The sequence below is a fragment of the Bacillus sp. FSL R5-0603 genome (assembly GCF_038050295.1).
In the GTDB taxonomy this organism is placed as follows: Bacteria; Bacillota; Bacilli; order Bacillales; family Bacillaceae; genus Bacillus; species Bacillus subtilis.
In genome coordinates, this window is the sequence record NZ_JBBOYP010000001.1 from 1100590 (window position 1) to 1114805 (window position 14216).

15 protein-coding genes are annotated in these 14216 nt (G+C 44.7%); 13 read left to right on the plus strand and 2 right to left on the minus strand.

Going from position 1 to position 14216, the window contains the following annotated elements; all coding sequences use genetic code 11:
- Nucleotides 1-42: 42 nt before the first annotated feature.
- From NYE56_RS05610 to NYE56_RS05625, 4 genes are all read left to right on the plus strand, one after another.
- The gene (locus tag NYE56_RS05610; protein ID WP_341283591.1) at nucleotides 43-1104 is read left to right on the plus strand and encodes a carbamoyl phosphate synthase small subunit; all 1062 of its coding nucleotides are present in this window, start codon (nucleotides 43-45) and stop codon (nucleotides 1102-1104) included.
- On the plus strand, nucleotides 1097-4189 hold the full coding sequence (locus tag NYE56_RS05615) for a carbamoyl phosphate synthase large subunit (protein ID WP_341283592.1): 3093 nt from the start codon (nucleotides 1097-1099) through the stop codon (nucleotides 4187-4189). The genes NYE56_RS05610 and NYE56_RS05615 overlap by 8 nt, the downstream gene beginning before the upstream one ends.
- Nucleotides 4177-5136 carry an ornithine carbamoyltransferase gene (gene argF / locus NYE56_RS05620; RefSeq protein WP_133953489.1) on the plus strand — a complete coding sequence of 320 codons (960 nt, stop codon included), beginning with the start codon at nucleotides 4177-4179 and terminating at the stop codon, nucleotides 5134-5136. The genes NYE56_RS05615 and argF overlap by 13 nt, the downstream gene beginning before the upstream one ends.
- A gap of 85 nt (nucleotides 5137-5221) precedes the next feature.
- Nucleotides 5222-5401, plus strand: coding sequence for a YjzC family protein (locus NYE56_RS05625; protein ID WP_003245356.1), 180 nt, complete (start codon nucleotides 5222-5224; stop codon nucleotides 5399-5401).
- A 46-nt stretch (nucleotides 5402-5447) separates the two neighbouring features.
- On the opposite strand, the gene NYE56_RS05630 is transcribed toward NYE56_RS05625, so the two are convergent.
- Complete coding sequence (locus tag NYE56_RS05630; RefSeq protein ID WP_003245236.1) at nucleotides 5448-5633, minus strand: YjzD family protein; 186 nt, start codon at nucleotides 5631-5633, stop codon at nucleotides 5448-5450.
- 248 nt (nucleotides 5634-5881) lie between these two features.
- Here NYE56_RS05630 and NYE56_RS05635 point away from each other — a divergent pair, with 248 nt between their 5' ends.
- The 4 genes from NYE56_RS05635 to comZ all read left to right on the plus strand — a co-directional run bounded on the left by NYE56_RS05635 (nucleotide 5882) and on the right by comZ (nucleotide 8505).
- A complete protein-coding gene (locus NYE56_RS05635) occupies nucleotides 5882-6616 on the plus strand; it encodes a hypothetical protein (RefSeq protein WP_032721340.1) in 735 nt (244 codons plus the stop codon).
- 81 nt (nucleotides 6617-6697) lie between these two features.
- The gene (locus NYE56_RS05640) at nucleotides 6698-7255 is read left to right on the plus strand and encodes a hypothetical protein (RefSeq protein WP_014476424.1); all 558 of its coding nucleotides are present in this window, start codon (nucleotides 6698-6700) and stop codon (nucleotides 7253-7255) included.
- A 90-nt stretch (nucleotides 7256-7345) separates the two neighbouring features.
- Nucleotides 7346-8299: a transcriptional regulator Med gene (gene med, locus NYE56_RS05645; protein ID WP_341283593.1), complete on the plus strand. Its 954-nt coding sequence runs from the start codon at nucleotides 7346-7348 to the stop codon at nucleotides 8297-8299.
- 14 nt (nucleotides 8300-8313) lie between these two features.
- Nucleotides 8314-8505: a ComG operon transcriptional repressor ComZ gene (gene comZ, locus NYE56_RS05650; RefSeq protein ID WP_003224559.1), complete on the plus strand. Its 192-nt coding sequence runs from the start codon at nucleotides 8314-8316 to the stop codon at nucleotides 8503-8505.
- 29 nt (nucleotides 8506-8534) lie between these two features.
- Here comZ and yjzB read toward each other — a convergent pair whose 3' ends face one another.
- A complete protein-coding gene (gene yjzB, locus NYE56_RS05655; RefSeq protein ID WP_120027973.1) occupies nucleotides 8535-8762 on the minus strand; it encodes a spore coat protein YjzB in 228 nt (75 codons plus the stop codon).
- Nucleotides 8763-8926: 164 nt separating this feature from the next.
- On the opposite strand from yjzB, the gene fabH reads away from it, so the two are divergent.
- From fabH to appF, 5 genes are all read left to right on the plus strand, one after another.
- Nucleotides 8927-9865, plus strand: coding sequence for a beta-ketoacyl-ACP synthase III (gene fabH / locus NYE56_RS05660; RefSeq protein ID WP_003232971.1), 939 nt, complete (start codon nucleotides 8927-8929; stop codon nucleotides 9863-9865).
- 22 nt (nucleotides 9866-9887) lie between these two features.
- Nucleotides 9888-11129: a beta-ketoacyl-ACP synthase II gene (fabF, locus tag NYE56_RS05665; protein WP_003244890.1), complete on the plus strand. Its 1242-nt coding sequence runs from the start codon at nucleotides 9888-9890 to the stop codon at nucleotides 11127-11129.
- Nucleotides 11130-11204: 75 nt separating this feature from the next.
- Nucleotides 11205-11990, plus strand: a complete 786-nt coding sequence (locus tag NYE56_RS05670) for a DUF2268 domain-containing protein (RefSeq protein ID WP_327845665.1) — start codon at nucleotides 11205-11207, stop codon at nucleotides 11988-11990.
- A gap of 189 nt (nucleotides 11991-12179) precedes the next feature.
- Entirely contained in the window at nucleotides 12180-13166 is a 987-nt protein-coding gene (appD, locus tag NYE56_RS05675) for an oligopeptide ABC transporter ATP-binding protein AppD (RefSeq protein ID WP_003232965.1), read from the plus strand.
- Nucleotides 13163-14152 (plus strand): oligopeptide ABC transporter ATP-binding protein AppF, encoded by a 990-nt coding sequence (gene appF / locus NYE56_RS05680; protein WP_014476428.1) that lies wholly within the window; start codon nucleotides 13163-13165, stop codon nucleotides 14150-14152. Before appD ends, appF begins: the two co-directional genes overlap by 4 nt.
- Nucleotides 14153-14216: the final 64 nt, after the last annotated feature.

Consider the following 14216-nt stretch of genomic DNA (forward strand, 5'->3'; position numbering starts at 1 on the left):
TCATTTTTATAATTAATTATTCATCAAGAGGTGGGCTGTTAGATGGAAGGTTATTTAGTGTTAGAGGATGGGACATCGTTCAGCGGCGAGCTGGACGGTCATGAAAACTGTACGGGAGAAGCTGTTTTTTTCACAGGAATGACAGGCTACCAGGAAGTGCTGACAGATCCATCATATAAGGGACAGATTATTGTATTTACCTACCCGCTGATTGGCAACTACGGCATAAATGAAAAGGATTTTGAAAGCAAGAAACCGCAAGTAAAAGCCGCGGTTGTCTATGAGGCGTGTGATCACTTTTCTCATTATGAAGCGGTATACAGCCTCAAGGAGTATTTACAGAAATGGAACATTCCGCTGTTAACCCATGTTGATACGAGGGCTGTCGTGAAGAAAATCCGGGCAAACGGGACGATGGGTGCGACAGTCACAGCCTCTAAAAAAGGAGCTGAGATTGCCCTTCAACCAGAGAATGTGGCAGAGCAGGCTTCCGCCCAGGAAATCAGCACATTTGGCGACGGGAATAAACATATCGCTCTCATTGATTTTGGCTATAAAAAGTCAATCGCATCATCACTTGTCAAACGAGGCTGCAAGGTTACCGTGGTGCCATACCAGCAAATGGAGGCCGTATACAACATCAAACCCGATGGCATTGTGCTATCGAACGGACCTGGAGATCCGAAAGCAATCCATCCATATTTAGGAAAGATCAAAAGCATCATCAGCCGCTTTCCGACTCTAGGCATTTGTCTCGGACATCAGCTGATCGCGCTCGCGTTTGGAGGGAATACTTTTAAGCTGCCATTCGGGCACAGGGGAGCTAATCATCCGGTCATCGACCGTGAGACGAAACGGGTCTTTATGACAAGCCAAAACCACAGCTATGTGGTTGATGAACAGTCGATTAATGAAGAAGAGCTCACCATCAGGTTTCATCATGTCAATGATACGTCAGTTGAAGGGCTTGCCCATAAAAAACTGCCTGTCATGAGTGTTCAATTCCACCCGGAAGCCCATCCCGGACCTGCGGAAAGCGAATGGATTTTTGATGATTATCTAAAGAATGTGATACCAGCAAGGAGAGAAATCGCGCATGCCTAAAGACACCAGTATTTCAAGCATATTAGTAATCGGCTCAGGCCCGATCATCATCGGGCAGGCGGCAGAATTTGATTATTCAGGCACTCAAGGGTGCATCGCGCTGAAGGAGGAGGGCTACCGGGTCATTCTCATCAACAGCAATCCGGCGACAATTATGACTGATGAAGCCTTCGCTGATGAAATTTATTTTGAGCCTCTGACAGCAGAAAGCCTGACAGCCATCATTAAGAAAGAACGGCCTGATGGGCTTCTTGCCAATTTAGGCGGTCAGACCGCGTTGAATTTAGCGGTGGAGCTTGACGAAACGGGTGTTTTAAAAGAGCACGGTGTCAAACTCCTCGGCACATCCGTTGAAACGATACAAAAAGGAGAGGACCGGGAAAAATTCCGTTCGTTAATGAATGAATTAAAACAGCCCGTGCCGGAGAGTGAAATTGTTGATAACGAGGCCGATGCCCTCCATTTTGCGGAATCCATCGGTTTTCCTGTTATTATCAGACCAGCTTACACATTAGGCGGAAAGGGCGGAGGAATCGCCCCTGATAAAGAAGCCTTTACAGCTATGATTAAGCAGGCGCTATTAGCAAGCCCGATCAATCAATGCCTTGTCGAAAAAAGCATTGCCGGTTTTAAAGAAATTGAATATGAAGTCATGCGTGACAGCAATAACACATGCATTACCGTCTGCAATATGGAAAATATCGATCCGGTCGGCGTGCATACAGGTGACTCTATCGTTGTGGCGCCGTCACAAACATTGACAGACGAAGACTATCAAATGCTGCGGACAGCAAGTCTGACGATCATCTCAGCACTTGATGTTGTAGGCGGCTGCAACATTCAATTCGCGCTTGATCCATTCAGCAAGCAATATTACGTCATTGAAGTGAATCCGCGTGTAAGCCGGTCATCGGCTCTCGCATCTAAAGCGACCGGTTATCCGATTGCGAAGATGGCCGCGAAACTGGCAGTCGGATACACCCTTGACGAGCTGAAAAATCCTCTCACAGGCTCGACTTACGCAAGCTTTGAACCGGCACTGGACTATGTGATCGTCAAATTTCCGCGCTGGCCGTTTGATAAATTCAAAAACGCAGACCGCAAGCTTGGCACAAAAATGAAAGCCACCGGTGAAGTGATGGCGATTGAACGGAATTTAGAAGCGGCGATACAAAAGGCAGCCGCGTCGCTTGAATTAAAAAATATCGGGACACACCTTCCAGAGCTCAGCGGGTTGTCAATTGATACGCTATGGGATTTGGCAATCACTCCGGATGACCGCAGATTTTTCGTTGTCATGGAGCTGTTGAGCCGCAGCGTCTCGATTGATGACATCCATGAAAAAACAAAAATTGATCCGTTTTTCCTTCATACCTTTGACAACATCATCAAATTGGAAAACCGCCTGATGGAAGCAGGGAGCGATCTCTCTTTTGAATTATTGAAGAAAGCAAAGGAAAAGGGATTCTCAGACGCAACGATTGCCTCGCTGATCGGCAAAACAGAAGAAGAGGTGCGCGCGCTTCGCAAGGAGATGGGCATTACGCCTTCCTTTAAAATCGTAGATACATGCGCGGCAGAGTTTGATGCGAAAACAAACTATTTTTACTCCACATATTTCGGAGAGACCGATGGAGACATCAGCCGCAAAGAGAAAAAACGCGCGCTCATTATCGGATCAGGCCCGATTCGGATCGGCCAAGGTGTTGAATTTGATTACAGTGCTGTTCACGGTGTGCTGACACTGCAAGAGCTTGGATTCGAAACCATCATGATTAACAATAACCCGGAAACAGTCAGCACCGATTATGAAATTGCGGACCGCCTGTATTTTGAACCGATGACAACGGAGCATATTGTAAACGTGGCGGAGCAGGAAAATATTGATTTTGCAATTGTGCAATTCGGCGGCCAAACTGCAATCAATGCTGCTGAAGCACTCGAAAAAGCCGGCATTACCCTTCTCGGCACTTCGTTTGAAACGCTCGATGTGTTAGAGGATCGGGATCAATTCTATCAGCTTCTTGACGAGCTGGGAGTGAAGCATGCAAAAGGAGAAATTGCCTATACAAAAGAAGAAGCCGCTTCAAAAGCGAGTGAGATCGGCTATCCGGTGTTAATCCGCCCATCTTATGTTATCGGCGGAATGGGCATGATCATTGTTGACTCGCAAGCCCAGCTTTCTCAGCTGCTGAATGATGAGGACAGCATGCCATACCCGATTTTAATTGATCAGTATGTGTCTGGAAAGGAAGTCGAAATTGATATGATTTCCGACGGCGAGGATGTCTTTATCCCGACATATACCGAGCATATTGAACGGGCGGGTGTCCATTCAGGGGACAGCTTTGCCATTCTTCCGGGACCGTCCATCACAAGCGGGCTGCAGCAGGGCATGAAAGATGCGGCACAAAAAATTGCCCGAAAACTTTCATTTAAAGGCATCATGAACATTCAATTTGTGATCGACAATGGAAACATACTCGTTCTTGAAGTGAATCCGAGAGCGAGCCGCACGGTTCCTGTCGTCAGCAAAGTAATGGGCGTTCCGATGATTCCGCTCGCCACACGTCTGCTGGCGGGAGCGTCCTTAAAAGATCTAAATCCGGCAGTTCAAAATCATCATGGAGTTGCCGTGAAGTTCCCTGTTTTTTCTTCTCATGCGATCCAGGATGTGGATGTCAAGCTTGGGCCGGAAATGAAATCAACGGGAGAAGGCATGTGTGTCGCATATGATGCTAACAGCGCCTTGAAAAAAATCTATACAAGAGTCTGGAGTCAAAAAGGCAGCATTTATTTGCAAAACGTTCCGGAAGATGTGAAGGAGTTAGCAGAAAACGCAGGTTTTACAATACATGAAGGAACATTTGCCTCATGGATGGAACAGGAAGGAAAATCGCTCCACATTAATCTGAGCGGTTCTGAAGAAGCACGCAAAGAACGTTTGGAAGCCATGACGCACGGCATCCCCGTCTTTACAGAAGAAGAAACTGTGCGGGCGTTTTTACAAAGCGGTTCAGGCCATCCGCAGCCTGTATCTCTCAAAGACCTCTATAAAAAGGAAGTGGCATCATGCACACAGTGACGCAAACCAGTTTATACGGAAAAGATTTATTAACGTTAAAGGACCTTAGTGAAGAGGATATAAACGGCTTGCTCGCAGAGGCCGGTGAGCTGAAACAAAACAAAATTCAGCCTATATTCCATGGCAAAACCTTGGCGATGATTTTTGAAAAATCATCAACGCGGACACGTGTTTCATTTGAAGCGGGCATGGCGCAGCTCGGCGGGAACGCCCTCTTTCTAAGCCCGAAAGATCTGCAGCTGGGGCGCGGTGAGACTGTCGCTGATACGGCAAAAGTGCTGTCAGGCTATGTGGATGCCATCATGATCCGGACCTTTGAACATGAAAAGGTGGAGGAACTTGCCAAAGAAGCTGACATTCCGGTGATCAATGGACTTACCGATAAATACCACCCATGCCAGGCGCTGGCGGATCTCTTGACGATTAAGGAGATAAAAGGGAAGCTTAAAGGCATAAAAGTCGCATACATCGGTGACGGAAATAACGTGGCGCACTCCTTGATGATCGGCTGCGCGAAAATGGGCTGTGATATCTCGATCGCTTCACCAAAGGGATATGAAGTGTTAGATGAAGCAGCTGAAGCGGCAAAGACATATGCACTTCAATCAGGCTCTTCTATCACGCTGACAGATGATCCGATTGAAGCTGTAAAAGACGCGGACGTGATTTATTCTGATGTGTTTACAAGCATGGGGCAGGAAGCGGAAGAGCAAGAACGTCTTGCTGTCTTTGCGCCTTATCAGGTGAATGCGGCGCTGGTCAGCCATGCCAAACCTGACTATACATTTTTACATTGTCTCCCTGCGCATCGTGAGGAAGAAGTGACTGCGGAGATTATTGACGGGCCGAACTCTGCAGTGTTCCAGCAGGCGGAAAACCGTCTTCATGTGCAAAAAGCACTGCTGAAGGCCATTTTATATAAAGGGGAATCATCAAAAAACTGCTGAGCCAAACTCAGCAGTTTTTTTGATGGCAACATATTCACAGCCGCTTAGGCGCATACTACAGCAAAAAGGAAAAGGAGGAAAAACAGTGGGACAGCAGCACCAATTCCGGCCCGGACAGAAAGCGCCTAATAACGGTGTCTACGTAGAAATCGGCGAGACAGGGAGCATGGTTAAAAACCCTCAAAAGGTCCATCTGTCAGCAGGGGAAATGTTTCCCGAAACATCAAACCACAACCGGCTGTGGACCTACAAAAGAAAGCCGTGACCACTAAAAAACCCAAAACAATAAATGTTTTGGGTTTTTTGGCTTTTTAATGCTGGCTTGCATTTTTGTTCATAGGCATGATTTCTGCTAAAACCATGATTAAGACATACAGTACAACAGCAATGACAGATGATGTTTTGAAATTATACGTAACGCTGTTCATGCTTGCAACCAAGTAGCATGCCATATGTGATAAAAGGAACGTCCAAATAAAGGCAATAATATATCGCACGTTTCCACCTCGTCCTTCTCATTCTATTCTAAAAGTTATCATACCATACAAAAAGCGAAGGGGGAATCCAATTTTAGCAGAAAGTGAGGTGACAAAAGAGTCTGATTCGTCACACTTTAATGGTAAAATATAAAACGTCAATCAGTATAATAGCCAAAAATGTAAAAGGCTAGGACTTTACCTTATTCGTTTCTTTTCTATTTACATAAGATAGCGTGAGATGAAGTGTGAAAGGAGGCGGGCAAGCGATGGGAATAACGGAAAGATACTTTCAACTGGGAACGGAGCATAATGTCATTCATCTGCCCTATCGCCCGAACGGCTTCGGCATCTTTATCTTGGGGGACAGAACCCACTTTGTCGGACATGATTCAAGCTTTTGGCAGCAGCATTATGGCAGAAATCAGCTTCTGAGCATGTTGATGAATGAAGGATACACTCTTTTTAACAGCAATCTGTTCGGAAGGCATTGGGGGGCGGAAAAAGCAGTCACCTATGCCAAACAGCTGATACATTCTGTGCTGAAGCAGGAAATCCTCAATCCGAAGATTCATATTTTAGCAGAAGGCATGGGTGCTCTCGTGGCCGATGAACTGCTTCGTTTTTCCCCGGATCATATCCGCTCAGCCGCAATGTTGAATCCTTGTCTCGATCTTCAGGCACATTATGAATCGGAAAAAGAAAATAAATTTTTCTATAAGCAATTTTTGAAAGAAGTTTCGAAAAGCTACGGAATTTCTGAAAAAGAAGCGGAAGCGCTTCGTTATAAAACAATTCAAAGCTACCCGAGCGGCGTACCGGTTCATATATGGCAGCGTATGACCGGAGCTCCATATCCCTACAGTGTACATGCGGAAGTTTTCAAGGAAAAACAGCAAAAGCAAGGCTCACCGGTCGACATGACATTTCATTTATTTGAGCATCCAAGCAGAATTTATGCATCAATTTGCAAATTCTTTCACAGTCATGAAAAAGAATTATAGAGAATATAATGACAACAGCCTTCTCTTTTGCGGAGGCTGTTTTGTTTTGGGAAATGAAAAACCGGAAGGGCGGCAGATGCAATGGAATCAACGCTGATTGTAGGTGCGGACGAATTTTTCGGCCTTTCATTATGTGAGCGAATGATGGATGAAGGCATACATGTTGACGTTGTTCTGGCGGAAACAGAAGATAAAATGAGACAAATGTACTTAGAAGAAAGACTCATGTGGCTTGGGAGAAATGAACTCTTTCGCCAGCTTGAGCACATTGGAGATCAAAAGTATGATACAATTTGTATCCAGTTCGGAAGTTTTTTGCCTTTAGACCAATGTGATTCTCCTTATATTTTAGTATATGAAGAAGACCGAAAAGAATGGGAAAAACGTGAAAAAACAGGCTCGGAAAAAACCGTGATCCTGCCGAAAATGTATGGGCCATGGAAAGAAGAAACAGAGGAAAAAGGCTATTACACAAACGACGTGGCTGACGAGTTGCTGAGATTCCTGTTAGAACCAAGCCGTCATAGCAAAGATCAGCTTTTTGAATTGCAAGTCACAGAGAAAACCTCAAAAGAAGAAGCAAAAACAAAAATTATCGAGTGGAAAAGACAATTTTCATCAATTTTCGACAAATATTAAGAAAAACCTTCCATGTTTCGAGTTTTCTAGATACAATAAACGTATAAAAATAATACATGTTATAGCTTGTCAAAAGGAGTTGAACATGACTTGATCACAAGGCTTGTCATGATCTTTTCTGTCCTCCTTTTATTGAGTGGATGTGGACAAACTCCGTTCAAAGGAAAAATTGAGAAGGTCGGCATGCTCTTTCCTGATACGATTAATGACCTCGTATGGGGCACAAAAGGGTATAAAGGATTACTGAATATACAATCCAAATACAATGTGGACGTCTATTATAAAGAAGGCGTTAAAACAGAAGAAGATATCATAAATGCGATTGAGGATTTTCATAAGAGGGGCGTCAATCTGCTCTACGGCCATGGGAGTGAATATGCTGAGGTGTTTAACTTGGTCGGCGAAGATTATCCAGATATGGAATTCGTCATTTCCAATGCGAAAGCGAAAGCTGATAATGTAACGAGTGTCCATTTCAGCGGGGAAGCAATGGGCTTTTTTGGAGGAATGACTGCTGCCCATATGTCGAAAACGAATCAGGTCGGTGTAATTGCCTCCTTTACGTGGCAGCCTGAGGTTGATGGTTTTATCAAAGGGGCCAAGTATGAAAATCCGGATATAGAGGTAAATACGAAATATACGGATCATTGGGATGATGATACAACAGCAGTAAAGCTTTATCAGAAAATGAAGAACGAAGGCGCGGATGTTGTGTATCCCGCCGGAGACGGGTATAATGTTCCTGTTATTCAGCAAATCAAAAAAGACGGTCTTTATGCCATTGGCTACGTCACAGATCAATCGGATCTGGGCGAGAATACCGTATTAACCAGCACGGTGCAAAATGTGGACAAGGCCTATGAAATCATTGCTGAACAATTTAACAAAGGCACCCTTGAGGGCGGCGATCATTACTACGACCTGAATACGGGAGTCGTTGAGATGGGAACATTCAGCCCGCTCGTCGACAAAGACTTTCAGCAAAGAATCACCAAGCTGATCAAAACATACAACAAAACAGGCGAGCTGCCAAAAAACGAGTAATGGAGTGACGTCACATGCAGCACGAAAAATCACTTGAATTCTTGCAAATTGCCATGAAATATCTCCCTGAAGCGAAAGAACAGCTTGAGAAATCAGGCATTGAGCTCTCAATGGAGGCCATCCAGCCGTTTATGAATCTATTTACAACGGTAATGGCGGAAGCTTATGAGCTTGGCAAGTCTGACGCTAAATCTGAAACAGAATAAGAAGAAGCCACTTTTTTGAAAGTGGCTTTTCACATGATTTTCTTTTTAATAGCGGAGAGCATGGGCGCAAGCTCCTTTAAAGCGGGCTTGATTTGATCAAGAGAGTTCATAATTGAACCGATTTGGTCCATAATATGCATGTAATGAATCGTCTCTTCGTCGTTTGTCTGAGAAACCTCCTCTTGCTGTTCCTCCTTCTCTTCTGTTGGTTTTGCTGCATCGCCGAACATCATTCTTGAAAACACATCCAACTGCATACGCCTCCTTTCCATATACCATACTCTATGAGTAAGATGAACTGATAGTTTAGACGAATATATTGCCATGTGAAAAAAAATAGGATAGAATTAGTACCTGATACTAATAATTGATCACAACCTGATTGATCTTCTAAATTTAAGATATAAAGGAGTCTTCCCTTATGAAAGCTGGAATACTTGGTGTTGGACGTTACATTCCTGAGAAGGTTTTAACAAATCATGATCTTGAAAAAATGGTTGAAACTTCTGACGAGTGGATTCGTACAAGAACAGGAATAGAAGAAAGAAGAATCGCAGCAGATGATGTGTTTTCATCACATATGGCTGTTGCAGCAGCGAAAAATGCGCTGGAACAAGCTGAAGTGGCTGCTGAGGATCTGGATATGATCTTGGTTGCAACTGTTACACCTGATCAGTCATTTCCTACGGTCTCTTGTATGATTCAAGAACAGCTCGGCGCGAAGAAAGCGTGTGCTATGGATATCAGCGCAGCTTGTGCGGGCTTCATGTACGGGGTTGTAACCGGTAAACAATTTATTGAATCCGGAACCTACAAGCATGTTCTAGTTGTCGGTGTAGAGAAGCTCTCAAGCATTACCGACTGGGAAGACCGCAATACAGCCGTTCTGTTTGGAGACGGAGCAGGCGCTGCGGTAGTCGGGCCAGTCAGTGATGACAGAGGAATCCTTTCATTTGAACTAGGAGCCGACGGCACAGGCGGTCAGCACTTGTATCTGAATGAAAAACGACATACAATCATGAATGGACGAGAGGTTTTCAAATTTGCAGTCCGCCAAATGGGAGAATCATGCGTAAATGTCATTGAAAAAGCCGGACTTTCAAAAGAGGATGTCGACTTTTTGATTCCGCATCAGGCGAACATCCGCATCATGGAAGCTGCTCGCGAGCGTTTAGAGCTTCCTGTCGAAAAGATGTCTAAAACTGTTCATAAATATGGAAATACTTCTGCCGCATCCATTCCGATCTCTCTTGTAGAAGAATTGGAAGCCGGTAAAATCAAAGACGGCGATGTGGTCGTTATGGTAGGGTTCGGCGGAGGACTAACATGGGGCGCCATTGCAATCCGCTGGGGCCGATAAAAAAAGGTGAGGTGCACACAAGATGACTAAAAAAAGAGTAGTTGTTACAGGACTTGGAGCATTATCTCCACTTGGCAACGACGTCGATACAAGTTGGAATAACGCAATCAACGGTGTGTCCGGAATCGGTCCGATCACTCGTGTTGACGCTGAAGAATATCCGGCAAAAGTTGCCGCTGAATTAAAAGATTTTAATGTTGAAGATTATATGGATAAAAAAGAAGCCAGAAAAATGGACCGCTTTACACAATATGCGGTTGTGGCTGCGAAAATGGCAGTTGAAGACGCAGATCTTAACATTACCGATGAGATCGCGCCGAGAGTTGGTGTTTGGGTAGGCTCCGGTATCGGAGGACTTGAAACACTAGAGTCTCAATTTGAAATCTTCTTAACAAAAGGCCCAAGACGGGTAAGCCCGTTTTTCGTGCCAATGATGATTCCTGACATGGCGACAGGCCAGATTTCTATTGCATTAGGAGCAAAAGGGGTGAACTCTTGTACGGTTACAGCATGTGCTACAGGAACGAACTCCATCGGTGACGCGTTTAAGGTTATTCAGCGCGGTGATGCAGACGTGATGGTCACAGGCGGAACAGAAGCACCGCTGACAAGAATGTCATTCGCCGGCTTTAGTGCCAACAAAGCGCTGTCTACTAATCCAGATCCGAAAACAGCGAGCCGCCCGTTCGATAAAAACCGTGATGGCTTTGTCATGGGGGAAGGTGCAGGGATTATCGTTCTTGAAGAACTTGAGCATGCCCTGGCCCGCGGCGCTAAAATTTACGGAGAAATTGTCGGCTACGGCTCAACCGGAGACGCTTATCATATCACAGCGCCGGCCCAAGACGGTGAAGGCGGAGCGAGAGCGATGCAAGAAGCCATTAAAGATGCAGGCATTGCACCTGAGGAAATTGATTACATCAATGCTCACGGGACAAGCACGTATTACAACGACAAATACGAAACAATGGCGATTAAGACCGTTTTTGGCGAGCATGCGCATAAACTTGCGGTAAGCTCTACAAAATCGATGACAGGCCACCTCTTAGGAGCAGCCGGCGGTATTGAAGCCATTTTCTCTATCCTGGCCATTAAAGAAGGCGTGATTCCGCCGACAATCAATATTCAAACACCTGACGAAGAATGTGATTTGGATTATGTGCCTGATGAAGCCCGCAGACAGGAACTTAATTATGTTCTCAGCAACTCATTAGGATTCGGCGGACACAACGCAACATTAATCTTTAAGAAATATCAATCATAATCAAGCCAAACCGGCTGCCATTAAAGGGTAGCCGGTTTTTTTTGTGTGCATAGGATTAAAAGAGGAGGCGATCACATGAGTGTAGAACAAACATATAGCTGGCTCAGGAAGGCTGATTCAATAGATGATTTGGCGCATTACATTATCCCGCTTTTTTCAGGTGCGAAGAAAAAGAACTGGAAGGGCATTCTGGGGCACCTTCAGTATCATGGGATGTTTAAAAACATAAAAGAGGGTATTCAGACTGTTTCCAAGCTGAAGGAAAAAGGTTTTTACGGTCATATCCAAAAGGAAGAACAGTACCTCAAAAACAAATGGCAAGGTCCTGATGTACCAATTGTCACGCTGCCGGTTGATGAACGAAACAGGAAAATCCGTTTAGAATTCGGATCAAAATCAGGACTCGCCTTTCAAGACAAAATGTTCCTTTTTCTTTCGTCAGATTTAGATTTTGGGTCGGTATCGGCCCTTATGACGCATGAGTATCATCACGTTTGCCGGTTAGGTCATCTGACAAAAGAGGAAAAGGATGTCACATTACTTGATACAATCATCATGGAAGGGCTGGCGGAATATGCTGTTTATGAGAGGTTCGGCCGAAGTCAAACGGCTGAATGGACGACTTGGTATACACCGGAGCAGCTTCAGGCTTTATATGAAAAAAAGATTGCGCCCCATCAGGATATCAAACGGGATAATCGATTATTCCCCCAGCTGTTATTCGGCAAAGGATATCAGCCAAAAATGCTTGGATACGCAGTTGGATTCAATATTGTAAAAAAATATTTAACCGCCAGCAAGGCAAGCACCGCAGACGGGCTGTCCATTCCTGCTGAAACCTTTTTGGATGCAATGCTTTAAAAGGATAAAATAATGGAATTTCATTAATAATATTACAATTATCCTAAAAAATTCTTGATTTTGCAAAATGATTGTAATAATATACAACTATAAAATTTTGATAATTCAATATTATTTATTATTTCTGAATAAGGGGATTGCTTTCTCTTGAAAACGTTTGACAACAAGAGGGGGGAAAGGGGAGCTAGCATGAGCACACTTTTAGAAGTGAATAATTTAAAGACTTATTTTTTCAGGAAAAAGGAGCCGATCCCTGCGGTTGACGGAGTCGATTTTCACATCAGCAAAGGCGAAACCGTCGCGCTTGTAGGTGAATCGGGCTCCGGAAAAAGCATTACTTCTTTATCAATTATGGGCCTCGTCCAAAGCTCAGGCGGAAAAATCATGGACGGCTCTATTAAACTCGAAGACAAAGACCTCACCTCATTCACTGAAAACGATTATTGCAAAATCCGCGGTAACGAAGTATCCATGATCTTTCAGGAACCAATGACCTCCCTTAATCCGGTGTTAACAATCGGAGAACAAATTACCGAAGTGCTGATTTACCATAAAAACATGAAGAAAAAAGAAGCCCGTCAACGGGCTGTTGAACTCTTGCAGATGGTCGGTTTCTCCCGGGCGGAGCAAATTATGAAAGAGTACCCGCATCGGCTGTCCGGCGGTATGAGACAGAGGGTGATGATTGCCATCGCACTGAGCTGTAATCCTAAACTGCTCATTGCCGATGAACCAACGACAGCGCTGGACGTGACAATACAAGCCCAGGTGCTGGAGCTCATGAAAGATCTCTGTCAGAAGTTCAATACATCGATTCTTCTGATCACACACGACTTAGGTGTCGTGTCTGAAGCTGCCGATAGAGTGATTGTCATGTACTGCGGACAAGTCGTGGAAAATGCTACCGTTGATGACTTATTTTTAGAACCGCTTCATCCGTATACAGAAGGCCTGCTTACGTCAATTCCTGTTATAGATGGAGAGATTGATAAATTAAATGCAATTAAAGGCAGTGTGCCTACACCGGATAATCTGCCGCCGGGGTGCCGTTTTGCCCCAAGGTGCCCGAAAGCTATGGATAAGTGCTGGACAAATCAGCCTTCGCTTTTGACACACAAAAGCGGAAGAACGGTGAGATGCTTTTTATATGAGGAAGAGGGTGCCGAACAATCATGACAGCAGCTAATCAAGAAACAATCTTAGAGCTTCGTGACGTAAAAAAATACTTTCCGATCCGGTCAGGCCTTTTTCAAAGAAAAGTCGGTGATGTAAAAGCGGTGGATGGTGTTTCATTTTCGTTAAAAAAAGGAGAAACACTCGGAATCGTTGGAGAGTCGGGCTGCGGAAAATCGACTGCCGGCAGAACGATGATCAGACTGTACAAACCGACAGAGGGCCAAATTCTTTTTAAAGGGCAGGATATTTCCAATCTGTCAGAGGAGAAGCTGCGGAAGAGTGTCCGCAAAAATATTCAAATGGTTTTCCAAGATCCATTTGCTTCGTTAAACCCGAGAAAGACCCTGCGTTCCATCATAAAGGAGCCGTTTAATACGCACAACATGTATACCATGCGTGAACGAAACGAAAAAGTTGAAGAGCTGCTTGCAAGAGTAGGGCTTCACCCGTCGTTTGCCAGCCGTTATCCCCATGAGTTTTCAGGCGGCCAGCGTCAGCGGATCGGCATTGCCAGAGCACTCACTTTGAATCCAGAGCTGATCATTGCAGATGAGCCGGTTTCCGCACTTGATGTATCCATTCAGGCCCAAGTGATTAACTTGATGGAGGAATTACAGGAAGAATTTAATCTTACGTATCTATTTATCTCTCATGATCTGAGTGTCGTCCGCCATATCAGCGACAGAGTCGGAGTAATGTATCTTGGCAAAATGATGGAACTGACCGGCAAGCATGAGCTTTATGACAACCCGCTTCACCCATATACCCAAGCGCTTTTATCCTCCGTTCCGGTTACAAGAAAAAGAGGATCTGTCAAACGTGAACGCATTGTCCTGAAGGGAGAACTGCCTAGTCCGGCCAACCCGCCAAAAGGCTGCGTATTCCACACAAGATGTCCTGTTGCAAAACCGATATGCAAGGAACAAATACCAGAATTTAAAGAAGCTGCTCCCAGCCACTTTGTGGCTTGTCACCTTTATAGCTAATGTTGCCCGCACAGCTTTGAGAGGGGGTATGCACACTACATAAACAACAGCTGAGAAGAACGAA